Here is a 23,853-nt window from a genome sequence, read left to right as displayed (position 1 = left end):
ATGCGGAAGAAAGAATGCTGCTATGCAAACAAGACCATGGACGCTGGCATCTGGCATACATAGTGTGTTCCCAGAAATGAGGCAGCAAGACTGACTGTTCTCAAGAAAGGGATTTCCGATGTCCAAGACCGCTTCCGTCGCTCTCGCGCCCTCCTCCTCGCTGTTCGCCCGCCTGATGGCCGCGATCGACGGCCTGCTGCTGGCGAGTGCCGAAATCTCCAATCGCAACGGGGACTTGCCGCGTTTCGGCCTGTAAGCAGATCGTCGCTGCCTTCACCCCAAGGGGGTGATGGCAGACAGCCAAAGACGCATTGTTTGACCAAATGGCCCCGCCTGTCGGGGCCATTCTATTTTGCAGCGCCGTCCCCTCACGCGCGAGCACAACTGCGACGATTAGTCCGCCGAGGCCAACCGACGATTCCGGTTGTTTGTCTACTGGCATTTCGCATACCATCCATTCAAACAAGAATGGTTGCACGATTCAAAAGTGTAAGGACGGGGAAGCGTAACGCAGGACGGAAGGCCGAGTGGCAAGTTTGCCGCGCCCTTGGCGAAGCCTAAGCCGAAAGATGCGGATGCCGCGCGTTATCCCTGCTCATACAGTTTCTATCGGGACTGCCATGGGTGCTAGACCGCAAGGGTAATCCCGGGGCATGTGACTCGGGATGGGCTGACGCAAGCCGACAAAGAGCGGCTGCGTTGAGGGTTCGACAGGGAGTGAACAAGATGAAGCCATTCGTTCTGAATGTCGCGTTGGCGGCAATGGTGATGTCGTGCGCGAGCAGCACCGCAAGCCGTGCCGCCTGGGAGCCGGTCCGTCCGGTCGAGTTCATCGTGCCCGCGGGCACCGGCGGCGGCGCCGACCAGATGGCGCGCACCATCCAGGGCATCGTCACCAAGCACAATCTGATGAAGCAGCCGCTGGTCGTCATCAACAAGGCCGGCGGCGCAGGCGGTGAAGGCTTCCTCGATGTGAAGACGTCGGCGAACAATCCGCACAAGATCATCATCACGCTGTCGAACCTGTTCACGACGCCGCTGGCGACGGGCATCCCCTTCAACTGGAAGGATTTGACTCCGGTCGCGATGCTGGCGCTCGACGAGTTCGTGCTCTGGGTCAATGCCGAGAAGCCGTACAATTCCGTCAAGGACTATGTCGAGGCCGCGAAGAAGGCGCCGAGCGGCACGTTCAAGATGGGCGGCACTGGATCCAAGCAGGAAGACCAGATCATCACGGTCGGCATCGAGAAGGCGATCGACGCCAAGTTCACCTACATTCCCTACAAGGGCGGCGGCGAAGTCGCGGTGCAGCTCGTCGGCAACCACGTCGATTCGACCGTCAACAACCCGATCGAGGCGGTCGCGCAATGGCGCGGCGGCAAGCTCCGTCCGCTCTGCGTGTTCGACGCCCAGCCGATGGCCTATGACGAGCCGATCGCCGACGGCAAGGCCTGGAAGGACATTCCGACCTGCAAGTCGCAGGGCCTTGCGATGGAATATCTCATGCTGCGCGGCATCTTCATGTCGCCCAAGGCCACGAAGGACCAGGTCGAATATTACATCGAGCTGTTCAAGAAGGTGCGCGCCACGCCGGAATGGCAGGAGTTCATGAAGAGCGGCGCCTTCAACACGACCTTCCTGACCGGCGCCGATTACGCCAAGTGGATCGAGGCGGAGGAGAAGCGGCACGAAAGCCTGATGAAGGAAGCCGGCTTCCTCGCATCGAATTGAGCCTGGCATCGATGACGGCCGAGGATGCTGCGCGTCCTCGCGCCGGCAGCGACTGCGAAAGACTGCATTTCCGCCTGGAGGCTTCATGACTGAACGATCCCGATCCGAATCCGGCCCCGCACACAAGACGCTGGAAATCGGCATGGCGCTGCTGATCGGCGTGTTCGGCCTCATCGTGATCTTCGGCAGCCTGAAGGCCGGCATCAACTGGGGCGCAGAGGGGCCGCGCGCCGGCTTCTTTCCCTTTTACGTCGGCGCCGCAATCGTCGGTGCGAGCGCCCTCAATCTCTGGCATGCGCAGCGCGACGACGATGGCCGGCTGTTCGCAGAATGGGGGCAGCTGCGCCAGGTCTTGAGCGTCGTGGTGCCGACCGCGATCTATGTCGGTTCGATGCCGTTCATCGGACTCTACGTCGCCTCGATGGTCTTCATCGCCTGGTTCATGCGCTGGCTCGGCGGCTATCGCTGGCTGACGGTGGCCGCGATCGCGATCGGCATGCCGGTCGTCACCTATCTGGTTTTCGAACGCTGGTTCCTGGTGCCGCTGCCCAAGGGTCCGCTCGAGGAATGGCTCGGTCTGTGAGAGCCACGCATTCGTTCAATTGCAGCTGCAGGACGTTTTGACATGGAAGAGTTGGCCAATCTGTTTCACGGCTTCGCGGTCGCCCTGCAGCCCTACAACATCATGCTGATGGTGATCGGCATCACGCTCGGCGTCATCATCGGCGTGCTGCCGGGGCTAGGGGGAGCCAACGGCGTCGCGATCCTGCTTCCGCTGACCTTCAGCATGCCGCCGACATCGGCGATCATCATGCTGTCCTGCATCTATTGGGGCGCATTGTTCGGCGGCGCCATCACCTCGATCCTGTTCAACATTCCCGGCGAGCCATGGTCGGTAGCGACCACCTTCGACGGCTATCCGATGGCGCAACAGGGCAAGCCCGGCGAAGCCCTGACGGCGGCCTTCACCTCCTCCTTCATCGGCGCGCTGTTTGCCGTCATCATGATCACGCTGGTCGCGCCGCTCGTCGCGGGCTTTGCGCTGCGATTTGGTCCGGCGGAGAAGTTCGCGGTGTATTTCCTCGCCTTCTGCTCCTTCGTCGGCCTCAGCAAGGAGCCGCCGTTCAAGACCATCGCCGCGATGATGATAGGCTTTGCGCTCGCGGCCGTCGGACTGGACTCGATCACCGGGCAATTGCGGCTGACCTTCGGTGTCACCGAATTGCTCAACGGATTCGACTTCCTGATTGCCGTGATCGGCCTGTTCGGCATCGGCGAGATCCTGCTGACCATGGAGGAAGGGCTCGCCTTCCGCGGCGGCAAGGCCAGCATCAACCTTCGTGTCGTGCTCCAGACCTGGCGCGAGCTGCCCGCCTATTGGATGACCTCGCTGCGGTCCTGCCTGATCGGCTGCTGGATGGGCGTCACGCCGGCCGGCGCGACGCCGGCCTCCTTCATGAGCTACGGCATCGCCAAGCGCCTGGCGCGGCGCGGCAACAATTTCGGCAAGGGCGAGATCGAAGGCGTGATCGCGCCGGAGACGGCCGCACATGCCGCCGGCACCTCGGCGCTGCTGCCGATGCTGTCGCTTGGCGTGCCCGGCTCGCCGACCGCCGCCGTGCTGCTCGGCGGATTGCTGATCTGGGGCCTGCAGCCCGGGCCCATGTTGTTCGTCGAGCAGAAGGAATTCGTCTGGGGCCTGATCGCCTCGATGTATCTCGGCAATCTCGCCGGCCTCATCGTCGTGCTCACCTGCGTGCCGATCTTCGCCGCGATCCTGCGCGTGCCGTTCGGCATCATCGCGCCGCTGATCCTGGTGCTCTGCGCGATCGGCGCCTACTCGGTGCACAACAGCACCTTCGACGTGATGCTGATGCTGGTGTTCGGGGTGCTCGGCTATCTCTTGAAGAAGTGCAATTACCCGCTCGCGCCCCTGGTGCTCGCCATCGTGCTCGGCGACAAGGCCGAGGAAGCCTTCCGGCAATCGCTGCTGGGCTCGCAAGGCTCGCTCGGGGTGTTCTTCTCCAACGGCCTCGTCAGCACCATCATGGCGCTCGGCTTGGTCGCCCTGTTCTGGTCCGCGATCCAGGAAGGCTACAGCCGGCTGCGCACGTCGATGGCGTGAGGCGGGATCTGCGCAATCCGCATCGCTACCGACGCCAAATTGCCGCACTCCAGACTTCTGGAATATAGAATTCCAGGGAGTGGCGCGTCGGTAGACGCCCCGCGCCTTTGCCCGCGAGCCAGCGCGCAGGTAGAGAAACCTCCGAGAGCGCAACTGCCAGCAGAGATCTCGGCCACACGCCCTGACAGAATAAATATCGTAAAATCAATACATTGCATGGGCAAAGCTCGAGCTGGCGCCGGCACTGGCAACAATTCGGGCTTTACAAGCCCGCGACCATGGCGCATGTGAACAAGCCTGCGCTATTTCGCCGCACCCTCCCCTCGATCGCTTGAATCTTGGCATATTGCATACCAGAGTGCGCGCCAGCGCATGCATAACAATGATGGGCGCGTTTGGGAGGGTTTTTGATGACGGACATGGTGCAGTCGGCAGCAGCGGCCCCGAGTGCCGCGCGCGTAAGCGATGCCTATCGCTGGGCGCAATTGGCGATCGGTGTGGCGGCGATGGTGATGATCGCCAACTACCAATATGGCTGGACGTTCTTCGTCCCCGACATCCAGAAGACGTTCGGCTGGGATCGCGCCTCGATCCAATGGGCCTTCACGCTCTTCGTGTTGTTCGAGACCTGGCTGGTGCCGGTTGAAGGATGGTTCGTCGACAAATACGGCCCGCGCATCGTAGTGCTGGTCGGCGGCGTGCTCTGCGCCATCGGCTGGGCGATCAACGCGCAGGCGACCTCGCTGAACGGCTACTATCTCGGCATGATCATCGCAGGCATCGGCGCCGGGGGCGTCTACGGCACCTGCGTCGGCAACGCGCTGAAATGGTTTCCGGACAAGCGCGGTCTTGCGGCCGGCATCACGGCGGCCGGCTTCGGGGCAGGCTCCGCGCTGACCGTGGCGCCGATCCAGGCCATGATCAAGGACAGCGGATTCCAGACCACCTTCCTCTATTTCGGCCTCGGACAAGGCATCATCATCTGCCTCCTCGCCTTCTTCCTGCTCGCGCCGAAAGCGGGTCAAGTGCCGAACGTGGTGGCGAATGCCAATATCATCCAGACCCGGCGCAACTATCAGCCGACCGAAGTGCTGCGCCAGCCGATCTTCTGGCTGATGTACTTCATGTTCGTGATCGTTGGCGCGGGTGGACTGATGGTCACCGCGAACCTGAAGCCGATCGCGGTTGACTGGAAGGTCGACAGCGTCCCGGTGACGCTGATGGCGGTGACGATGACGGCGGTGACCTTCGCGGCCACGATCGACCGCGTGCTCAACGGCCTGACGCGTCCGTTCTTCGGCTGGATCTCCGACATGATCGGCCGCGAGAACACGATGTTCATCGCCTTCGGCATGGAAGGGTTCGGCATCTGGATGCTCTACCTCTGGGGCCACGATCCGGTCTGGTTCGTGCTGCTCTCGGGCTTCGTGTTCTTCGCCTGGGGTGAGATCTACTCGCTATTCCCCTCGACCTGCACCGACACGTTCGGCACCAAGTTCGCGACCACCAATGCCGGCCTGCTCTACACCGCGAAGGGCACCGCCGCGCTGTTGGTGCCGATCGCCAACTACATGCAGCAGACATCGGGGACCTGGGACAGCGTGTTCATCATCGCGGCCGGCGCCAACATCCTGGCTTCGGTGCTGGCGATCGCGGTGCTCAAGCCCTGGCGCAAGATCGTGGTCGCGAAATCGACGATCTGACCGGCGGTACAATTCAGCAAGCACGACGCCCGGCCTCACGGCCGGGCGTTTTTCTTTGGCGATCGCCGCATCGTCTCGCCGGGGCGCGGGCGAGCCACCAAGAAGTGACAAGTTAGGGCTTGCAATCTGGAATATCGTATACCAATCTCCGCGCCACGCCTGCGACGATAAGCCACAATACTCGCGACATCAGGTCGTCTTGCGATCCTGTGTCACAGACAATCAGGCGGTTTGGGAGGTTCTCGATGATTTCCAGCCCGGGCGGCGCCGCCACCGCCGCGCCGCTTCGCTCCGGTTTCCGCTGGCTCCAGCTCGGCATGGGCATCGTCTGCATGGCGATGATCGCCAATCTGCAATATGGCTGGACGCTGTTCGTCGATCCGATCGATGCCGCCCACCACTGGGGGCGCACCGCGATCCAGCTCGCCTTCACCATCTTCGTCGTTACCGAGACCTGGCTGGTGCCGGTCGAGGCCTGGTTCGTCGACAAATACGGCCCGCGCATCGTCATCATGTTCGGCGGCGTGATGATCGCACTGTCCTGGATCCTCAACGCCTCCGCCGACAGCCTCACCGTGCTCTATGCGGCGGCGATCGTCGGCGGCATGGGCGCGGGTGCCGTGTACGGCACCTGCGTCGGCAACGCGCTGAAATGGTTTCCCGACCGCCGCGGCCTCGCGGCGGGCGCGACCGCCGCCGGCTTCGGCGCAGGGGCCGCGATCACCATCGTGCCGATCGCGAGCATGATCGCCTCGAGCGGCTATCAGCACGCCTTCCTCACCTTCGGCATCGCCCAGGGCCTCGTCGTGTTCGTGCTCGCCTTCTTCATCCAGCCGCCGCGCCTCTCCATTCCGCCGAAGAAGAAGCAGCTCAACCTGCCGCAGACCAGGATCGATTTCACCCCGCCGCAAGTGCTGCGCAGCCCAGTTTTCTGGGCGATGTATCTCGTCTTCGTCATGGTCGCTTCCGGCGGGCTGATGACGGCGGCGCAGATCGCCCCGATCGCGCACGACTACGGGATTGCCGACACACCGGTGACGCTCGCCGGCTTTCAGATGGCGGCGCTGACCTTCGCGATCTCGCTCGACCGCATCTTCGACGGATTCGGGCGACCCTTCTTCGGCTGGGTCTCCGACACGATCGGCCGCGAGCCCACCATGTTCATCGCCTTCGGCACCGCCGCCTTGATGCTGCTGACGCTCTCGGCCTATGGCCGGGTGCCTGTCGTTTTCGTGCTGGCGACCGCGGTGTATTTCGGCGTGTTCGGCGAGATCTATTCGCTGTTCCCCGCAACCTGCGGCGACACCTTCGGTGCGAAGTTCGCAACCACCAACAACGGCATGCTCTACACTGCGAAGGGCACGGCTTCCCTGCTCGTCCCGCTCGCGAGCGTGATCTCGACCGCCTATGGCTGGAAGGCCGTGTTCGTGCTGGCGGTGGGACTGAACGCCATGGCGGCGCTGATGGCGCTGCTCGTGATCAAGCCGATGCGCCGCGCCTTCATCCACGGCCAGGAAGCCGAGCGCACGGACAAGGCGACCGGCACTGCCAAGACCAAGACGGCGTGAGCGGCTGAACCTTGCCGGCTTGCGAAGGGGCGCAGCGATGCGGCCCTTTCTTTTTGGCACGGCGATAATGTCAGTACGCCTGTCGCAAGATTTTTCGGATCCGCCAAATCCAGCGCTTGACGATTGGCATTATGTATACCACACTTCCTCACCACTCACCCAGGAGGATGCAATGCTGGTCGGAGACATTCTGCGCAAGAAGACGCCGCGCGTTGTCACGGTGCGTATGAACGAAACGGTGGGGATCGCGGCCAAGCTGATGCGCGCCAACAATATCAGCGCGCTGGTGGTCAAGGATGTGGTCCGCTCCGAGGGCAACACCGCGGTTGGCATGTTCACCGAGCGCGACGTGGTGCGCGCCGTCGCCGAGCACGGTGCGGGCGCCGTCAACGTCAAGGTCTCCCAGCTGGTCTCGGTGCAGCAGCTGGTGTCCTGCACCTCCACCGACACGATCGAGCACGTCCGGCATCTGATGAACCGTCATCATATCCGCCATCTGCCCGTGATCGACGATTACAGCCTCGTCTCCGTCATCAGCATGCGCGACATCGCCGCGGCGATGGACGAGGCGCTCAACGGCACGCCGCAAGCGGCGGCTTAAAAGCATGATCCGGAAAAGTGCGCAGCGGTTTTCCGACAAGATCAATGCTCAAACAATAGACTAAAGCGCAGCGCGCTTTAGAGCGGCAAAACTTCCCCCTGCGACTGCCGGCCCCGGCTCGGATCCTTCCGAGCCGGACCGGATCTTTCGTCCCAAAATCCGTCTCTGCTCGCGAGGATTTCATGAAGATCTGCATCTACGGCGCCGGCGCGATCGGCGGATACCTCGGGGTTCAGCTCGCGCGCGCGGGCGCTGACGTCAGCCTGATCGCACGCGGCGCGCACCTTGCCGCCATGCGCGAGCGCGGCCTGACACTGCTCGCGGGCGAGGAAAAGCACACCGTTCATCCGCGCTGCACCGATGACCCCACTGAACTCGGCGTGCAGGACTTCATCATCATCACGCTGAAGGCCCATTCGATCACCGGCGTAATCGAAAAGATGCAGCCGCTGCTCGGGCCTCACACCCGCATCGTCACCGCCGTCAACGGCATTCCCTACTGGTACTTCTACAAGCACGGCGGCCAATATGAGAACTCGACGCTGGAGAGCATCGATCCCGGCGGCCGGCAGTGGGGTGAGCTGGGGGCCGAGCGCGCCATCGGCTGCATCGTCTATCCCGCCACCGAGATCGAGGCGCCCGGCGTGATCCGCCACGTCTACGGCAACAACTTTCCGCTCGGCGAGCCCTCGGGCGAGATCACCTCCGACGTGCAGCGCCTCGCCGATCTCTTCGTCGCCGCCGGCCTGAAAGCTCCCGTGCTCGACCGCATCCGCGACGAGATCTGGCTGAAGCTCTGGGGCAATGTCTGCTTCAACCCGATCAGCGCGCTGACCCACGCCACGCTCGACGTGATCTGCACCGATCCCGCCACGCGCGCGCTGTCTCGCGCGATCATGGTGGAGACGCAAGCCATCGCCGAGAGCTTCGGCGTCAAGTTTCGCGTCGACGTCGAGCGCCGCATCGAGGGGGCGCGCAAGGTTGGCGCGCACAAGACCTCGATGCTGCAGGATCTCGAGCGCGGTCGCCCGATGGAGATCGATCCGCTCGTCACCGTGGTGCAGGAGATGGGCCGGCTCACCGGCATTGCCACGCCCGCGCTCGATTCGGTGCTGGCCATGGTGACGCAGCGCGCCCGCATCGCCGGCCTCTATGACGGCGTCTCGACACCGGCTGATCCGCGCGCACTGGCGGTGGCGTGATGACGAGCGTGACCAAATGGCTGCGCTTCCGCCATGCCGGAACGACGGGCTTCGGCACGCTGACGTCCTCCGGCATCACCGTGCACGAGGGCGACATGTTCGGTCGCAACGCCGCAACGGGCAAGATTTTGGCGCTCTCGGAGGTCGAGCTGCTTGCGCCCTGCGTGCCCAGCAAGATCGTCGCGCTCTGGAATAATTTCCACGCGCTCGCGGCCAAGCTGAACCAGCCCGAACCGCCGGAGCCGCTGTACCTGCTCAAGGCCACCACCAGCATCGCCACACCCGGCGCCGTGATCCGCCGCCCGTCCTATTACGACGGCAAGACCACCTATGAGGGCGAACTCGGCATTGTCATCGGCAGGACCTGCGCCCGTGTCTCGCCAGATGAGGCCGACGGCTGCATCTTCGGCTACACCTGCGTCAACGACATTACCGCCAACGACATCCTGACGCGCGACCCCACCTTCGCCCAATGGGCCCGCGCCAAGGGCATTGACGATTACGGTCCGTTCGGCCCTGTGATCGCGACCGGTCTCGATCCGGCAAAACTCACCGTGCGCACCATCCTCAACGGCGCTGAGCGGCAGAGCTACCCGATCTCGGACATGATCTTCAGCGCACAGGAGCTGGTGAGCAGGATCTCCCACGACATGACCCTCTTGCCCGGCGACCTCATCGCGGTCGGCACCTCGGTCGGCGTCGGCGTGATGAAGGAGCCCGTCAACACGGTGACCGTCGCGATCGACGGCATCGGCGAACTCACCAACGAGTTTCGGCTGTAGACTTTTTCGCCGCCGCAGAGCAGCAAAATTGATCTGGCGCAAATCGCGCCGTCGCGGCCAAGGCTACCCTCCCCGGCAAAAGATTGATTTCTGATGCAAGGGAGGACGCAATGACGAATGCCGGCAACGCACTGCTGTGGACCGTGCTGTACTTCGCTCTCTCGTTCGCCGCGATCTTCGTGGTCTGGTTCGCCGACAAGATCCGGTCGAACTTGCTCGGCAAGCGATAGCCCCAGGGCACGTTGCTTCGTCCTGGCGCTGGCGGCTGGCCTGGGTGCACGCGGGCCGGCACAGGGACGTGCGCGCCACCTCGCATCTTCCCGCAGCGCCTGGCGTTGACGAAATCCCGGTGCTGCGCTCTCCCGGCAAGCCAGCGGGCCCCTGTCGGCACCAAGGTTGGTCGCGCTCCGAAACATCCAGTCACATCACATCTTCGCGCGCCCGAGCAATGCCGCCAACATGTCCCGTGCGCGCCGCAACTTGGACGCATTCGGCCGCCCTTTTGGAAGGCGTGTCTGGGGGCACGGCATGACCGTGTTTGGACCAAACCTTCTAGGGGTATCGCTGTGAAGAAGATTGTATTTGCTCTGGGTGCCACGCTTGCTTTTGCGACGGCCGCGAACGCTGCGGATCTGCCGCGCCGGCAGCCGGTGCCAGCCTATCCGGGCGAGCAGGCGCCAATCGGCAAGATGCCGATCGGCAAGAGCCCGATTGGAAAGGCCCCGATCGGCAAGGCGCCGGGCCCGGTCGCCGCGCGCTACTGACGCGCGGCAAAGGACGCGCCACATTTGCGGCCCATGGTCGAGGGGGAATAGCGTGACGAACAAAGCTGGTCGATCGGGATCCTGCATCCTCGCGGGCTTCGCTCTTGCGGCTATGCTCTCATGCACAACGCCCTCGGCCTCGGCCCATGAGACCGACAAGCAGACCGACAGGCGCGTTGCCGATGCGAACGCGCTTGCTACGACCGACACCGCCTCGCGGCCTCAGCCGCAATCGACGCGGCGCTCGGTCGCGCGTGCGGAGAAAGGCCCTTATTACGTCGACTTCCGCGCCCGCACGGCCGCGAGCTGGGGCCATGCCTTCGTCTGGTACGGCAAGACCAGCGAGAAGGCCGTCGAGGTTGCGGGCCTGACACCGGCCGGCGACACGCTCGCTTACGTGCTCGGTCACATCACCTTTGTGCCATCCGAGACCGGTGCCAGCTATGGCGATCTCGATCCGGAATATCTGACCGCGAGCTATCGGGTCTATCTCAACGAAGCCGACGCCAAGCGCGTATTCGCCTACATCAAGGAGTTGCAGGCCAGCTCTCCGGTCTGGAATGCCGAGACCATAAACTGTACCGGCTTCATCGGCGACATCGCGGAGTTCATGGGATTGAAGGTCCCCCATCGCTGGCAGCGCCCGGAAAACTTCGTCAACAGCCTCAAGGAAATGAACGGCGGGCGCCAGATGGTGCGGTTGTCGACGAAGTAGCTCTTCGCCCCATACTCGGTGTCATTGCCCGCGGAGGCGGGCAATCCAGTATTCCAGAGACTGCGAGGGTAGAGCCGAGAGGTCGCGGCGTACTGGATACCCCGCCTTCGCGGGGTATGACGGCGGAGTTTGAGGAAAGAGCTTGCCCTCGTCAGGCAGCAGCGCACCCCAATTATCCGCCCCGCGGAATCTCCTCGCCTCCTGCATGGTCGCCCCGCCCCGCCGCGCAATAGACTTTTCCCACCCCCAGCGGCATCCTCCCGCCAGCCAATGGATAACAGGGCGCCACGCGGGGCGCGGGGGAAACAGATCATGTTGCAGACACGGTTCACCAAGCTCGTCGGCGTCCAGCACCCGATCGTTCAGGGCGGCATGCAATGGGTCGGACGCGCCGAGCTGGTCGCCGGCGTTGCCAATGCCGGCGCGCTCGGTTTCATCACCGCGCTGACCCAGCCGACGCCGGAGGACCTGACCAAGGAGATCGCGCGCTGCCGTGACCTCACCGACAAGCCGTTCGGCGTCAACCTTACGATCCTGCCGGCGATCAAACCGCCGCCCTATGCCGAATACCGCGCCGCGATCATCGAGAGCGGCATCAAGGTGGTCGAGACCGCCGGCAACAAGCCGCAGGAGCATGTCGACGAGTTCAGGAAGCACGGCGTCAAGGTCGTGCACAAATGCACCAGCGTCCGCCACGCGCTCTCGGCCGAACGCATGGGCGTCGACGCCATCTCGATCGACGGCTTCGAATGCGCCGGCCACCCCGGCGAGGACGACACGCCCGGCCTGATCCTGATTCCCGCCGCCGCCAACAAGATCAAGATCCCGATGATCGCCTCGGGCGGCTTTGCCGATGGCCGCGGCCTCGTCGCAGCGCTGGCGCTGGGAGCCGAGGGCATCAACATGGGCACCCGTTTCATGGCCACCAAGGAGAGTCCGATCCATCAGCTCATCAAGGAGAAGATCGTCGCCAATGACGAGCGCGAGACCGAGCTGATCTTCCGCACCATGCGCAACACCTCGCGCGTGGCCAAGAATGCCGTCTCGACCAAGGTCGTCGCGATGGAGAAGGAAGGCGCCAAGTTCGAGGACATCCGCGAGCTCGTCGCCGGTGCCCGCGGCAAGATGGTCTATGCCACCGGCAATTCCGACGAAGGCATCTGGTCGGCCGGCCAGGTGCAGGGCCTGATCCAGGACATCCCGAGCTGTGCCGAGCTCGTCTCCCGCATCGTGCGCGAGGCGGAGGCGATCATTCGCAGCCGGCTCGAGGGGATGATCGTTCAGCCACAACGCGAAGCGGCGGAATAATCACTGCAAGACGTGAGAGTATTGCATGAAAGCCTACGTCTACGGCCCTGAAGGCGCGAGGATTTCCGACGTCGCTCAACCAAAGCCCAAAGGCACGCAGGTGCTCGTCCGCGTTCGCGCCTGCGGCCTCAACCGGGCCGACACCGGCATGCGCAAGGGCCACTCCCATGGCGCGGCCGGCGGCGTCGGCACCGTGCTGGGCATGGAATGGGCCGGCGAGATCGCCGAGCTCGGGCCCGATGCGAAGGGCGTGAAGATCGGCGACCGTATCATGGGATCGGGCGGCGCGGCGTTCGCCGAGTATACGCTGGCCGATCACGGCCGGCTGCTCCACACGCCATCGAACATGAATTTCGAGGAGGCCGCCACCCTCCCCGTCGCGCTCGCGACCATGCACAACGCCGTCGTCACGATCGGCGGGGTGCAGGCTGGCCAGAGCGTGCTGGTGCAGGGCGCGAGCTCCGGCGTCGGGCTGATGGCGATGCAGATCGCCCGGCTCAAGGGCGCGAAGCTGGTGATCGGCTCGTCCACCGACGCGTATCGCCGCGGCCGGCTGAAGGAGTATGGCGCCGACCTTGCCGTCGACAGCTCCGATCCGAAATGGGTGGACGAGGTGCTGAAGGCCACGAACGGCGAAGGCGTCGACCTCGTCGTCGACCAGGTCTCGGGCAAGGTCGCCAACCAGAACCTCGCCGCGACGAAGGTCAAGGGCCGCATCGTCAATGTCGGCCGCCTCGGCGGCACCCATGCCGACTTCAATTTCGACCTGCACGCGGCCCGCCGCATCGACTATGTCGGCGTCACCTTCCGTACCCGTACCATCGAGGAGGTCCGCGAGATCTTTGCCGAGGTCCGCAGGGACATCTGGGGCGCGGTGGAATCGCGCAAGCTGCAACTGCCGATCGACAAGGTGTTCGCGTTCGACGACATCGACCAGGCGTTCGAGCACATGGAAGCGAACAAGCATCTGGGGAAGATTGTGGTGACGGTGTAGGGGACGGCGACCCCGCGAAGAGTGACGGAGCTCCTGCTCCACCCGTCATGGCCGGGCTTGTCCCGGCCATCCACGTCTTTTCCGCTCGCAACGAAGAACGTGGATGCCCGGGACAAGCCCGGGCATGACGGCGCTGATGGTCCCGCTCCTGCAACTCACTCGCGACTAGTTCTGTGGATCATCGCTTGATGTCCCACACGGGGCTGCTAAATCCCCGCCCATGACCTCCCAGCACGACAAAACCTCGGTCGCGGCTATCTCGATCTTCGCCAGCGGCGGCATGGCGGCGGCCAAGTTCGCGGTCGGGATCGCGATCGGCTCGCTGGCGCTGATCTCGGAAGCCCTGCATTCCCTGATCGACCTGGTTGCGACCATCATCACCTGGGCGGTGGTGCGGGTGTCCGACAAGCCCGCGGACGAGGAGCACCATTACGGCCACGGCAAGCTGGAAAGCATCTCCGCGCTCGGCGTCACCGCCCTGCTGTACGTGCTGGCCGGCGGCATCCTGGTCGAGGCCTACAGCCGGCTGCGCGAGGGAACCCCGCCGCCGACCATCTCGGCTGTGCCGTTCGTGGTGCTGGTGATCGATATCGCCGTCAATCTCTGGCGCGCCCGCGCCCTGCACCGTGCCGCGCGGGAGACCAGAAGCCAGGCCTTGGCGGCCGACGCGCTGCATTTCGCCTCGGACGTGATGGGCTCCTGCGCCGTGATCGTGGGCCTGATCCTGGCCGGGCTCGGCTTCTGGTGGGGCGACACCGCGGCGGCCGCAGCGGTTGCCGTGATGATCGCAGCGCTTGGCCTGCGCATGGCCGGCTCGACCGTGCAGACGCTGGTCGATCGCGCTCCCGAAGGCGCGCAGGAGAAGGCCAAAGCGGCGATCCGCAGCGTGCCCGGCGTGATCGACGTCGAACGCTTGCGCGTGCGCATGGTCGGAGCGACCACGTTCATCGACACCATCGCGAAGGTGCCGCGGACCTATCCGATCGACCGGGTCGAGGACATCAAGCGCAACGCGCAGGCCGCCGTCGCCAAGGCTTTCGGCGATGCAGACCTTACCTTCGCCGCAGTGCCCGTCGCGCGCGACAACGAGACCGTGCGCGACCGCATCATGGTGATCGCGCGCAATTCCGCCCTCGCCGTCCACCACGTCACGGTGCACGATCTCGGCGTCAAGCTGATCGTCAGCATCGACCTCGAGGTCGATGCCAACATGCAGCTCGAGGCCGCGCACGACATCGCCAACACGCTGGAGCGCAACATCCAGGAGGAGTTCGGCGAGGACGTCGAGGTCGACGTTCACATCGAGCCGCTGGAACCGGAACTTCCGTTCGGGGTCGATGCCACGCCGCACCGGGTGCGGACCATCGCCGCCGCGCTGACGGAATATGCCGCCGGCAGCGAGATCCACGACATCCACAATGTGCGGGTCCGCAACACCGACGCCGGCGAGATCGTCAACTTCCACTGCCGCGCAACACCGTCGATGAGCGTGATCAAGGTGCACGAGCATGTCGACGCGATCGAGCGTGCGTTGCGGCGCGCGTTCCCGAGCGTGAAGCGCGTCATCAGCCACGCCGAGCCGCCACGGGCGTGATGAAGAATGCGCGACGAGCCACACGTTCTCGTTTCGGACTCGTTGCACCCGTGCGTTTGCGGACACGCGATGTACAAACTGCGTGTTGGATAAGAATAATTTCGCGTTAACGATTCGTTGACTCTCGACAGCCCGCGAAAACTGGATTCAAATCGGTGTGATTCGGAAGTGACGTGGGGCTGCTTCCGGACTTCAGTTGCAAGCTGGTTTTCAGGGGGCCGAAGGCATGTCGCGTGCAGACGCCGCGAGCGCGTGCGTCCAATCCGATTCGATCAAGGGATTGGCGCAATCGATCGCGAAACCTGCCTATCACCGGCTCCTGATCGCGGAGCCAGCGCTTCGTCGCGCCGTGCCGACGCTCATCATCGCCTTCCTGATCACGATCTGCCTTGGTGCCTTCGTGCAGGTGGTCGATCAGACGCGCCAGAAGCGGCTGGTGATCCGCCACGACATATCGGCCCTCGCCGACCTGCTCGCCGAGCGCATCGATCGCCTCACCTCGGTTCGGCAGGAGCGGCTCAAGAACATCGAGAGCCTGCCGACGCTGCTGCCCGATCTCATTCCGTCCTGGGCCACGGCCTCGGGCCGCCACGTCATCGTCACCTCCGCCGGCATCGACCGCCGCATCCTTGCCCGCATCCCGGCCGACAGCGAGCCCTCGGGCAACGATCGCCTGCTGGATGCGATCACGACCGCGCAGCTGATCGCGGCGCCGCCACGCGATGCCAGCGTCTCCGACATGACGCTGCCGAGCGGCAACGCGGCGATGGCGACCTCGCGGCAGATCAAGTCACTGCCCGGCTTCGTCACCGTGATCCAGGAGCGCAACGAGCCGATCTGGGGCTCGGACGCCGCGCTTTCGGTGACGCTGTCGGCGACGACAGGCTTCGTCGTCCTGATCCTCGGCTTCGCCTTCCACTGGCAGTCGACCCGCGCCCGCGAAGGCGATCTCATCAACGACGCGGTGCGCGGCCGCATCGACACCGCGCTCAACCGCGGCCGCTGCGGGCTGTGGGACTGGGACCTGTCGCGCGGCCGGATCTTCTGGTCGCAGTCGATGTTCTCGATGCTCGGTCTCGACGGCCGTCACGAACTCCTCACCTTCGGCGAGGTCAACGCGCTGGTGAAGTCCGACGACATCGACCTGTTCGCGATCGCCGACCAGCTCATCTCCGAGAAGATCGACCACATCGACCAGACCTTCCGCATGCAGCATGTCGACGGCCACTGGATCTGGCTCCGCGTCCGCTGCGAGAAGACCCGCGGGGCGACCGATTCCAGCGTCCACCTGATCGGGATCGCCGTCGACATCACCGAGCAGAAGAGCCTCGCCGAAAAGACCGTGGAAGCCGACCTCCGCCTGCGCGACGCGATCGAGACCATTCCGGAGGCCTTCGTGCTGTGGGATGCGAGCGACCGCCTGGTGCTCTGCAACTCGCACTTCCAGCGCCTGCACAAGCTGCCCGACAGCGCCGTCATCCCCGGCACCTCCTACGAGACCGTGCTCGAAGTCGGCCGCATGCCGGAGGTGCGCACCCGCCACAACGAGACCGCGGCCCAGGGCCCGGGCGCGCGCACCTTCGAGGCGCAGCTCGATGACGGCAGCTGGCTGCACATCAGCGAGCGCCGCACCAAGGACGGCGGCTACGTCTCGGTCGGCACCGACATCACCCGCATCAAGGAGCACGAGCAGAAGCTGGTCGACAACGATCTGCGCCTGCGCGCCACCGTCATCGACCTCAAGCGCTCGCAGGCCGCGCTGGAGCGCCAGGCGGTCGAGCTCGCCGACCTCGCCGAAAAATACCAGCGCGAGAAGACCCGCGCCGAGGAAGCCAACCAGACCAAGTCGAAATTCCTCGCCAATATGAGCCACGAGCTGCGCACGCCGCTCAATGCCATCATCGGCTTCTCCGAGATCATGGGGTCGGGCATGTTCGGCGAGCTCGGCAGCGAGAAGTACCAGGAATATTGCCAGGACATCCTGACCAGCGGTCATTATCTGCTCGAGGTCATCAACGACATCCTCGACATGTCCAAGATCGAGGCCGGCCGCATGAAGCTCGACATGGAAGAGCTCGACCTCGCGCAGACGCTCGCCGAATCCTTGCGGGTCGTCACCGGCCGTGCGCAGGACAAGCACCTGACGCTGTATGCCGACATCGCAAAATCCATCTCGGTCGTCGCCGACCGCCGCGCCACCAAGCAGATCATCGTCAACCTGCTCTCCAACGCCGTGAAGTTCACGCCGGACGGCGGACGCGTCGTGGTGCGCAGCCGCCAGCTCGACGACAGGATCGTGCTGATGATCGCCGACACCGGCATCGGCATCGCGCCGCATTCGCTGGCGCGGCTCGGGCGCCCCTTCGAACAGGTCGAGAGCCAGCTCACCAAGACCTATCACGGCTCGGGCCTCGGCCTTGCCATCGCCCGCTCGCTGGCGCAGCTCCACGGCGGCTCGATGCGCCTGCGCTCGAAGATCGACGTCGGCACCGTGGTGCGCGTGACCCTGCCGCGGGATGCGGTGAAGGCGGGATCGGGGATATCGGCTGCGGCGTGACGCACGGCGGGAAGCTCGCTTGCGGCCATCCTGCGCGACGCCCGCCTCCGGCGGGCCCTCAGGATGAGGGCGGAATGCGGGGCAGCAGTTTCAACGAAACACCGATGCAACGGAGCCTCATCCTGAGGAGCCCGCGAAGCGGGCGTCTCGAAGGACGAGGCGCTTGCTCAGGCCCCTACAGCTGCAGCGTCGGCGCCACTTCGCGGGCGACATTGACCAAAGCTGCAATCAGCGGCGTCATGGGATCGCGCTGCGGGATCACCAGGCCGATGCTGTAATTGACTTCGGGGTCGACGATCGGGATCGAGCGGACGGTGTCGGACAGGCCGAGCGTCTCGGCGAGCTTGGCCGGCATCACGCTGGCCCAGCGCCCGGTCTTGACGTGCGTGAACAGCACCAGCAGCGAGTTCGACGTCAACGTCGGCGTCGCCTCCGCGCCGACCGATCGCAATGCGCGGTCGATGATGCGGCGGTTCTGCATGTCGGGGGTCAAGAGGCACAGCGGCACCTGCCCGACCTCGGTCCAGGTCACCGTCTCGCGGTCGCCGAACATCGCGTCCGGCGCGGTGAGCAGGCGATAGCTCTCGTTGTAGAGCGGGATGGTGCGCACCTTGCCGATCGGCTCGTTCTCGATATAGGTCAGCCCCGCATCGACCTCGAGATTTTCGAGCAGGCCCAGCACCTCGGACGAGGTGGTGGACTGGATGCGGAAGCGCACCTCCGGATGCTTCGCACGGAACGGCGTGGTCAGCGCGGCGACCATGCCGAGCACGGTCGGGACCGCCGCGATGCGGATCTCGCCGGAGAGCTGATGCTTCAGCCCGTTGATCTCGTCGCGCATCGCGCGGGCATCGCCCACGATCCGCCGCGCCCAGTCGAGCGCCCGCTCGCCTTCCGGCGTAAAACCCTGAAAGCGCGAGCCGCGTTGGACCAGCATCACGCCGAGAATTTCCTCGAGCTGCTTGAGCCCGGTCGACATCGTCGGTTGCGTCACGCCGCAGGCCTCGGCCGCGCGGCCGAAATGCCGCTCCTTCGCCAGCGCCAGCAATAGTTCAAGCTTGTCGATCAACCGGTCGTCCCCTCGGATTCCATCTTGGCATGCAAGTTAGCACGCCGGACCTGCACCAACACGTAAAAACCCGCAGCCGGTCCAACTTTCATTACCAATCCATATCGATCAATCGCGGTTGCAAATCGATCAGTATCCGCAATCGCAGCACGGGACAGCTTTATTGATCTGCGAATGATTCCAACTAGTTTGCGGCGAAGGAAACGCTCTGGTTGAGAACGAAGAATGACAGCGGTTTATGAGCCTTGGAACGAGACGCGCGGCGCCGAGATCATCGCCGAACATGCCGGGCAGGAAGGCGCGACGCTCGTCATCCTGCATGCGCTTCAAGAGGCGTTCGGCTACGTGCCGGAGGCGGCGATTCCCATGGTGGCGCAGGCGCTCAATTTGTCGCGCGCCGAAGTGCACGGCGTTTTCACCTTCTACCATGATTTCCGCCACAAGCCCGCCGGCCGCCATGTGCTGAAGCTGTGCCGCGCCGAGGCCTGCCAGGCTGCCGGCGGCGATACGCTGGCTGCGCGGGCCGAGGCGAAGCTTGGCGTGTCGTTCGGCAACACGACGCCCGACGAGCGCGTCACGCTGGAGCCGATCTACTGCCTCGGCCTGTGCGCGACCGCGCCATCCGCCATGCTCGACGGCCGCCTGATCGGCCGGCTCGACCAGAAACGCCTCGATGCGCTGGTTGCGGAGGCGCAGCGATGAGCATGCGTTTCTACGTCTCACGTGACGCCGGCGCGGTCGCCGTCGGTGCCGACGAGGTCGCCCTGGCGCTGGAGCAGGCCGCCGCCGGGCGCGGCGTTGCCATCGAGATCGTCAGGACCGGCTCGCGCGGAACGTACTGGCTGGAGCCGCTGGTCGAGGTCGCAACGCCGCAGGGACGCATCGCCTTCGGCCCGGTGGCGGAAGCAGATGTGCCCTCCCTGCTCGACGCACTCGCAAACAACACGCCGCATCTCTTGCGGTTAGGGGCCACCGACGAGATCCCCTGGCTGAAGCGCCAGACCCGCCTCACCTTCGCCCGTTGCGGCGTGATCGATCCGCGCTCACTCGACGACTACCGCGGCCATGGCGGCTACAAGGGCCTCGCGCGGGCTCTGTCGCTTGGCTCGGATGCGATCCTCACCGAAGTCACCGCATCGGGCCTGCGCGGCCGCGGCGGTGCCGGCTTCCCGACCGGGATCAAGTGGAAGACCGTCGCGCAGGCGAAGGCCGACCGCAAGTTCATCGTCTGCAACGCCGACGAGGGCGACAGCGGCACCTTTGCCGACCGCATGATCATGGAAGGCGATCCCTTCCTGGTGATCGAGGGCATGACCATCGCCGGCCTCACCGTCGGCGCGACCAAGGGCTACATCTACATCCGCAGCGAATATCCGCATGCCGTGGAAGCCATGAACGTCGCGATCCAGGCCGCGAAGCGCGGCGGCTATCTCGGCGACAAGATCGGCGGCTCCAAGCAAACCTTCGATCTCGAAGTCCGCGTCGGCGCTGGCGCCTATGTCTGCGGCGAGGAGACCTCGCTGCTGGAGAGCCTCGAAGGCCGCCGCGGCATCGTGCGCGCCAAGCCGCCGCTGCCGGCCCATCATGGCCTGTTCGGCAAGCCCACCGTCATCAACAACGTGCTGTCGTTTGCCGCGATCCCCTTCATCCTTGCCGAGGGGGCCAAGGCCTATGCGGATTTCGGCATGGGCCGCTCGCGCGGCACGATGCCGATCCAGCTCGCGGGCAACATCCGCTACGGTGGCCTGTTCGAGACCGCCTTCGGTGTGACGCTCGGCGAGCTCGTCGACGACATCGGTGGCGGCACCTTCACCGGCCGCCCGGTCCGCGCCGTGCAGGTCGGCGGGCCGTTAGGGGCCTATTTCCCCCGTGCGCTGTTCGACACGCCGTTCGACTATGAGGCCTTTGCCGCACGCGACGGCCTGATCGGCCATGGCGGCATCGTCGTGTTCGACGACAGCGTCGACATGCGCAGGCAGGCGCGCTTCGCCATGGAGTTCTGCGCCGTCGAATCCTGCGGCAAGTGCACGCCGTGCCGGATCGGCTCGACCCGTGGCGTCGAGACCATCGAGAAGATCATGCGCGGCGAGCGCGTCAATGAAAACATCGCGCTGGTCGAGGACCTCTGCAACACCATGAAATTTGGCTCGCTCTGCGCGCTCGGCGGCTTCACGCCCTACCCCGTGCTCAGCGCGTTGAAGCACTTCCGGGAGGATTTCGCACCCATCCCGACCACGCTGCAGGCCGCGGAATAGGAGAAGGACGATGTCTCTGATCGAAGAAGTCGACTACGGCACGCCGCGCTCCAAATCCACGACGATGGTGACGCTCACAATCGACGGCAGAGAGGTCAAGGTGCCCGAGGGCACCTCGATCATGCGCGCCGCGATGGACGCGGGCCACCAGATCCCGAAGCTCTGCGCAACCGACATGGTCGACGCGTTCGGCTCCTGCCGTCTCTGCCTCGTCGAGATCGAGGGTCGCGCCGGAACGCCGGCCTCCTGCACCACGCCAGTGATGAACGGTCTCGTCGTGCACACCCAGACCGAGCGGCTCAAAAGGCTGCGCAAGGGCGTGATGGAACTCTACATCTCCGACCATCCGCTCGACTGCCTCACCTGCGGCGCCAATGGCGACTGCGAGCTGCAGGACATGGCGGGCGCGGTGGGCTTGCGCGACGTGCGCTATGGTTATGAAGGCGAGAACCACGTCTTCGCCAAGAGCCACGGCTGCGACAACGACCATTGGATGCCCAAAGACGAGTCCAACCCGTACTTCACCTATGATCCCTCCAAGTGCATCGTCTGCTCGCGTTGCGTCCGCGCCTGCGAGGAGGTGCAAGGCACCTTCGCGCTGACCATCTCCGGACGCGGCTTCGACAGCCGCGTCTCGCCCGGCATGAGCGAGAGTTTCCTCGGCTCCGAATGTGTCTCCTGCGGCGCCTGCGTGCAGGCCTGCCCGACTGCAACGCTGACGGAAAAGTCTGTGATCGAGATCGGCCAGCCCGAGCATTCCGTGGTCACCACCTGCGCCTATTGCGGCGTCGGCTGTGCCTTCAAGGCGGAGATGCGCGGCGAGGAAGTGGTGCGCATGGTGCCCTACAAGGACGGCAAGGCCAATCGCGGCCATTCCTGCGTCAAGGGCCGCTTCGCCTGGGGCTACACCAACCACAAGGAGCGCATCCTCAAGCCCATGATCCGCGAGCGGATCGAGGATCCCTGGCGCGAGGTGTCGTGGGACGAAGCGTTCACGTTTGCCGCCACCAGGTTGCGCGGCATCCAGCAAAAATACGGCCGCGATGCCATCGGCGGCATCACCTCGTCGCGCTGCACCAATGAGGAGACCTATCTGGTGCAGAAGCTGATCCGCGCCGGTTTCGGCAACAACAATGTCGATACCTGCGCCCGCGTCTGCCACTCCCCCACCGGCTATGGCCTTGCCACCACCTTCGGCACCTCCGCCGGCACGCAGGATTTCGACTCGGTCGAGGACACCGACGTCGTCGTGATCATCGGCGCCAATCCGGCCTCCGCCCACCCGGTGTTCGCATCGCGGCTGAAGAAGCGGCTGCGCCAGGGCGCCAAGCTGATCGTGATCGACCCGCGCCGCACCGAGATGGTGGAATCGCCGCATGTGAAGGCGCTGCACCTGCCCCTGATGCCCGGCACCAACGTCGCCGTCATGACCGCGCTGGCGCATGTCATCGTCACGGAAGGGCTCGTCAACGAAGCCTTCGTGCGCGAGCGCTGCGACTGGAGCGAGTTCGAGGAATGGGCCGCCTTCGTCGCCCGGCCGAACAACAGCCCGGAAGCAACCGCCATTCTCACCGGCGTCGATCCCAAGGTGCTGCGCGAAGCGGCCCGCATCTATGCCACGGGCGGCAACGGCGCGATCTATTACGGCCTCGGCGTCACCGAGCACAGCCAGGGCTCGACCACCGTGATCGCGATCGCCAACCTTGCGATGGTCACAGGCAATATCGGCCGTCCCGGCGTTGGCGTGAACCCGCTGCGCGGCCAAAATAACGTTCAAGGCTCTTGCGACATGGGCTCGTTCCCGCACGAGCTGCCCGGCTACCGCCACATCTCCGGCGATGCCGTGCGCGACCAGTTCGAGGCGCTCTGGAATGTCAAGCTCAACCCCGAGCCGGGCCTTCGCATCCCCAACATGTTCGACGCCGCGGTCGAAGGCACCTTCATGGGCATCTACGTGCAGGGCGAGGACATCCTGCAGTCCGACCCCAATACCAGCCACGTGGTCGCGGCACTGTCGGCGATGGAATGCGTCATCGTCCACGACCTGTTCCTGAACGAGACCGCGAACTACGCCCACGTCTTCCTGCCCGGCTCGAGCTTCCTGGAGAAGGACGGCACCTTCACCAACGCCGAGCGCCGCATCCAGCGCGTCCGCAAGGTGATGACGCCGAAGAACGGCCTGGCCGACTGGGAGGTTACCATCGGCCTTGCCAAGGCGATGGGCTTCGACATGAAGTACGGCCACCCTTCCGAGATCATGGACGAGATCGCGGCACTGACGCCGTCCTTCGCCGGCGTCTCCTATGCCAAGCTCGATGAGCTCGGCTCGGTGCAGTGGCCCTGCAACGACAAGGCGCCGGAGGGCACGCCGGTGATGCATATCGATGGCTTCGTTCGCGGCAAGGGCAAGTTCGTCGTGACCGAATATGTCGCGACCGACGAGCGCACCGGCCCGCGCTATCCCCTGTTGCTGACCACGGGCCGCATCCTCAGCCAGTACAATGTCGGCGCGCAGACGCGGCGCACAGAAAACGTGGTCTGGCATGCCGAGGACCGGCTAGAGATCCACCCGCATGATGCCGAGCAGCGCGGCGTGCGCGACGGCGACTGGGTGCGGCTGAAGAGCCGCGCCGGCGAGACCACGCTACGCGCGGAGATCACCGATCGCGTTGCGCCCGGCGTCGTCTACACCACCTTCCACCATCCGGACACGCAGGCCAACGTCATCACGACCGATTATTCGGACTGGGCGACCAACTGCCCCGAATACAAGGTCACGGCGGTGCAGGTCTCGCCCTCGAACGGCCCGTCCGACTGGCAAAAGGCCTATGATGCGCAGGCGCGCCAATCCCGCCGCATCGTGCCGGCCGAAGCCGCGGAGTAAG

General features: G+C 64.8%; 19 protein-coding genes. 18 read left to right on the top strand and 1 reads right to left on the bottom strand.

Annotation, left to right across the window (positions count from 1 at the left end; all coding sequences use genetic code 11):
- Nucleotides 1–118: 118 nt before the first annotated feature.
- From ACVWYQ_RS37845 to ACVWYQ_RS37775, 15 genes are all read left to right on the top strand, one after another.
- Nucleotides 119–256: a hypothetical protein gene (locus ACVWYQ_RS37845; protein ID WP_167361641.1), complete on the top strand. Its 138-nt coding sequence runs from the start codon at nt 119–121 to the stop codon at nt 254–256.
- A 470-nt stretch (nt 257–726) separates the two neighbouring features.
- Nucleotides 727–1,731, top strand: coding sequence for a Bug family tripartite tricarboxylate transporter substrate binding protein (locus tag ACVWYQ_RS37840; protein ID WP_271545176.1), 1,005 nt, complete (start codon nt 727–729; stop codon nt 1,729–1,731).
- 85 nt (nt 1,732–1,816) lie between these two features.
- A complete protein-coding gene (locus tag ACVWYQ_RS37835) occupies nt 1,817–2,314 on the top strand; it encodes a tripartite tricarboxylate transporter TctB family protein (protein ID WP_128262567.1) in 498 nt (165 codons plus the stop codon).
- Nucleotides 2,315–2,356: 42 nt separating this feature from the next.
- Nucleotides 2,357–3,856, top strand: coding sequence for a tripartite tricarboxylate transporter permease (locus ACVWYQ_RS37830; RefSeq protein ID WP_157282492.1), 1,500 nt, complete (start codon nt 2,357–2,359; stop codon nt 3,854–3,856).
- Between the two features lie 410 nt (nt 3,857–4,266).
- The gene (gene oxlT, locus ACVWYQ_RS37825; protein WP_271545177.1) at nt 4,267–5,559 is read left to right on the top strand and encodes an oxalate/formate MFS antiporter; all 1,293 of its coding nucleotides are present in this window, start codon (nt 4,267–4,269) and stop codon (nt 5,557–5,559) included.
- Between the two features lie 245 nt (nt 5,560–5,804).
- Complete coding sequence (gene oxlT / locus ACVWYQ_RS37820) at nt 5,805–7,127, top strand: oxalate/formate MFS antiporter (protein ID WP_456727085.1); 1,323 nt, start codon at nt 5,805–5,807, stop codon at nt 7,125–7,127.
- Nucleotides 7,128–7,299: 172 nt separating this feature from the next.
- Nucleotides 7,300–7,728: a CBS domain-containing protein gene (locus tag ACVWYQ_RS37815; protein WP_036005729.1), complete on the top strand. Its 429-nt coding sequence runs from the start codon at nt 7,300–7,302 to the stop codon at nt 7,726–7,728.
- Nucleotides 7,729–7,910: 182 nt separating this feature from the next.
- Nucleotides 7,911–8,930: a 2-dehydropantoate 2-reductase gene (locus ACVWYQ_RS37810; RefSeq protein ID WP_275509121.1), complete on the top strand. Its 1,020-nt coding sequence runs from the start codon at nt 7,911–7,913 to the stop codon at nt 8,928–8,930.
- Nucleotides 8,930–9,712 carry a fumarylacetoacetate hydrolase family protein gene (locus ACVWYQ_RS37805; protein ID WP_157282489.1) on the top strand — a complete coding sequence of 261 codons (783 nt, stop codon included), beginning with the start codon at nt 8,930–8,932 and terminating at the stop codon, nt 9,710–9,712. The genes ACVWYQ_RS37810 and ACVWYQ_RS37805 overlap by 1 nt, the downstream gene beginning before the upstream one ends.
- A 566-nt stretch (nt 9,713–10,278) precedes the next feature.
- On the top strand, nt 10,279–10,476 hold the full coding sequence (locus tag ACVWYQ_RS37800) for a hypothetical protein (protein ID WP_198399686.1): 198 nt from the start codon (nt 10,279–10,281) through the stop codon (nt 10,474–10,476).
- Between the two features lie 52 nt (nt 10,477–10,528).
- Entirely contained in the window at nt 10,529–11,191 is a 663-nt protein-coding gene (locus ACVWYQ_RS37795; protein ID WP_271545180.1) for a hypothetical protein, read from the top strand.
- A gap of 312 nt (nt 11,192–11,503) precedes the next feature.
- The gene (locus ACVWYQ_RS37790) at nt 11,504–12,499 is read left to right on the top strand and encodes an NAD(P)H-dependent flavin oxidoreductase (protein ID WP_271545181.1); all 996 of its coding nucleotides are present in this window, start codon (nt 11,504–11,506) and stop codon (nt 12,497–12,499) included.
- 25 nt (nt 12,500–12,524) lie between these two features.
- Nucleotides 12,525–13,493, top strand: a complete 969-nt coding sequence (locus ACVWYQ_RS37785) for a zinc-binding dehydrogenase (RefSeq protein ID WP_456727084.1) — start codon at nt 12,525–12,527, stop codon at nt 13,491–13,493.
- 220 nt (nt 13,494–13,713) lie between these two features.
- The gene (locus ACVWYQ_RS37780; RefSeq protein ID WP_404542315.1) at nt 13,714–15,087 is read left to right on the top strand and encodes a cation-efflux pump; all 1,374 of its coding nucleotides are present in this window, start codon (nt 13,714–13,716) and stop codon (nt 15,085–15,087) included.
- A gap of 226 nt (nt 15,088–15,313) precedes the next feature.
- Nucleotides 15,314–17,644, top strand: a complete 2,331-nt coding sequence (locus ACVWYQ_RS37775) for a PAS domain-containing sensor histidine kinase (RefSeq protein WP_404542317.1) — start codon at nt 15,314–15,316, stop codon at nt 17,642–17,644.
- 175 nt (nt 17,645–17,819) lie between these two features.
- Here ACVWYQ_RS37775 and ACVWYQ_RS37770 read toward each other — a convergent pair whose 3' ends face one another.
- Nucleotides 17,820–18,713, bottom strand: coding sequence for a LysR family transcriptional regulator (locus ACVWYQ_RS37770; protein ID WP_275513359.1), 894 nt, complete (start codon nt 18,711–18,713; stop codon nt 17,820–17,822).
- Nucleotides 18,714–18,938: 225 nt separating this feature from the next.
- Between ACVWYQ_RS37770 and ACVWYQ_RS37765 the strand changes: the two genes are divergently transcribed.
- Genes ACVWYQ_RS37765 through fdhF form a run of 3 tightly spaced genes read left to right on the top strand, consistent with a single transcriptional unit; the run spans nt 18,939 to nt 23,852 of the window.
- Nucleotides 18,939–19,415, top strand: a complete 477-nt coding sequence (locus ACVWYQ_RS37765; protein WP_271545185.1) for a formate dehydrogenase subunit gamma — start codon at nt 18,939–18,941, stop codon at nt 19,413–19,415.
- On the top strand, nt 19,412–20,968 hold the full coding sequence (locus tag ACVWYQ_RS37760; protein WP_404542321.1) for a formate dehydrogenase beta subunit: 1,557 nt from the start codon (nt 19,412–19,414) through the stop codon (nt 20,966–20,968). The genes ACVWYQ_RS37765 and ACVWYQ_RS37760 overlap by 4 nt, the downstream gene beginning before the upstream one ends.
- Before the next feature lie 10 nt (nt 20,969–20,978).
- The gene (fdhF, locus tag ACVWYQ_RS37755; RefSeq protein ID WP_404542323.1) at nt 20,979–23,852 is read left to right on the top strand and encodes a formate dehydrogenase subunit alpha; all 2,874 of its coding nucleotides are present in this window, start codon (nt 20,979–20,981) and stop codon (nt 23,850–23,852) included.
- Nucleotide 23,853: the final 1 nt, after the last annotated feature.

It is taken from the genome of Bradyrhizobium sp. USDA 3397, assembly GCF_054060965.1.
This window is presented reverse-complemented; position numbering and strand designations above follow the sequence as displayed.

Excerpts from the sequence above, each read along its gene's own strand:
- ACVWYQ_RS37845 (WP_167361641.1), top strand. The coding sequence starts at position 119 with ATGTCCAAGACCGCTTCCGTCGCTCTCGCGCCCTCCTCCTCGCTGTTC.
- ACVWYQ_RS37840 (WP_271545176.1), top strand. The coding sequence starts at position 727 with ATGAAGCCATTCGTTCTGAATGTCGCGTTGGCGGCAATGGTGATGTCG.
- ACVWYQ_RS37835 (WP_128262567.1), top strand. The coding sequence starts at position 1,817 with ATGACTGAACGATCCCGATCCGAATCCGGCCCCGCACACAAGACGCTG.
- ACVWYQ_RS37830 (WP_157282492.1), top strand. The coding sequence starts at position 2,357 with ATGGAAGAGTTGGCCAATCTGTTTCACGGCTTCGCGGTCGCCCTGCAG.
- oxlT (WP_271545177.1), top strand. The coding sequence starts at position 4,267 with ATGACGGACATGGTGCAGTCGGCAGCAGCGGCCCCGAGTGCCGCGCGC.
- oxlT (WP_456727085.1), top strand. The coding sequence starts at position 5,805 with ATGATTTCCAGCCCGGGCGGCGCCGCCACCGCCGCGCCGCTTCGCTCC.
- ACVWYQ_RS37815 (WP_036005729.1), top strand. The coding sequence starts at position 7,300 with ATGCTGGTCGGAGACATTCTGCGCAAGAAGACGCCGCGCGTTGTCACG.
- ACVWYQ_RS37810 (WP_275509121.1), top strand. The coding sequence starts at position 7,911 with ATGAAGATCTGCATCTACGGCGCCGGCGCGATCGGCGGATACCTCGGG.
- ACVWYQ_RS37805 (WP_157282489.1), top strand. The coding sequence starts at position 8,930 with ATGACGAGCGTGACCAAATGGCTGCGCTTCCGCCATGCCGGAACGACG.
- ACVWYQ_RS37790 (WP_271545181.1), top strand. The coding sequence starts at position 11,504 with ATGTTGCAGACACGGTTCACCAAGCTCGTCGGCGTCCAGCACCCGATC.
- ACVWYQ_RS37785 (WP_456727084.1), top strand. The coding sequence starts at position 12,525 with ATGAAAGCCTACGTCTACGGCCCTGAAGGCGCGAGGATTTCCGACGTC.
- ACVWYQ_RS37780 (WP_404542315.1), top strand. The coding sequence starts at position 13,714 with ATGACCTCCCAGCACGACAAAACCTCGGTCGCGGCTATCTCGATCTTC.
- ACVWYQ_RS37775 (WP_404542317.1), top strand. The coding sequence starts at position 15,314 with ATGTCGCGTGCAGACGCCGCGAGCGCGTGCGTCCAATCCGATTCGATC.
- ACVWYQ_RS37765 (WP_271545185.1), top strand. The coding sequence starts at position 18,939 with ATGACAGCGGTTTATGAGCCTTGGAACGAGACGCGCGGCGCCGAGATC.
- ACVWYQ_RS37760 (WP_404542321.1), top strand. The coding sequence starts at position 19,412 with ATGAGCATGCGTTTCTACGTCTCACGTGACGCCGGCGCGGTCGCCGTC.
- fdhF (WP_404542323.1), top strand. The coding sequence starts at position 20,979 with ATGTCTCTGATCGAAGAAGTCGACTACGGCACGCCGCGCTCCAAATCC.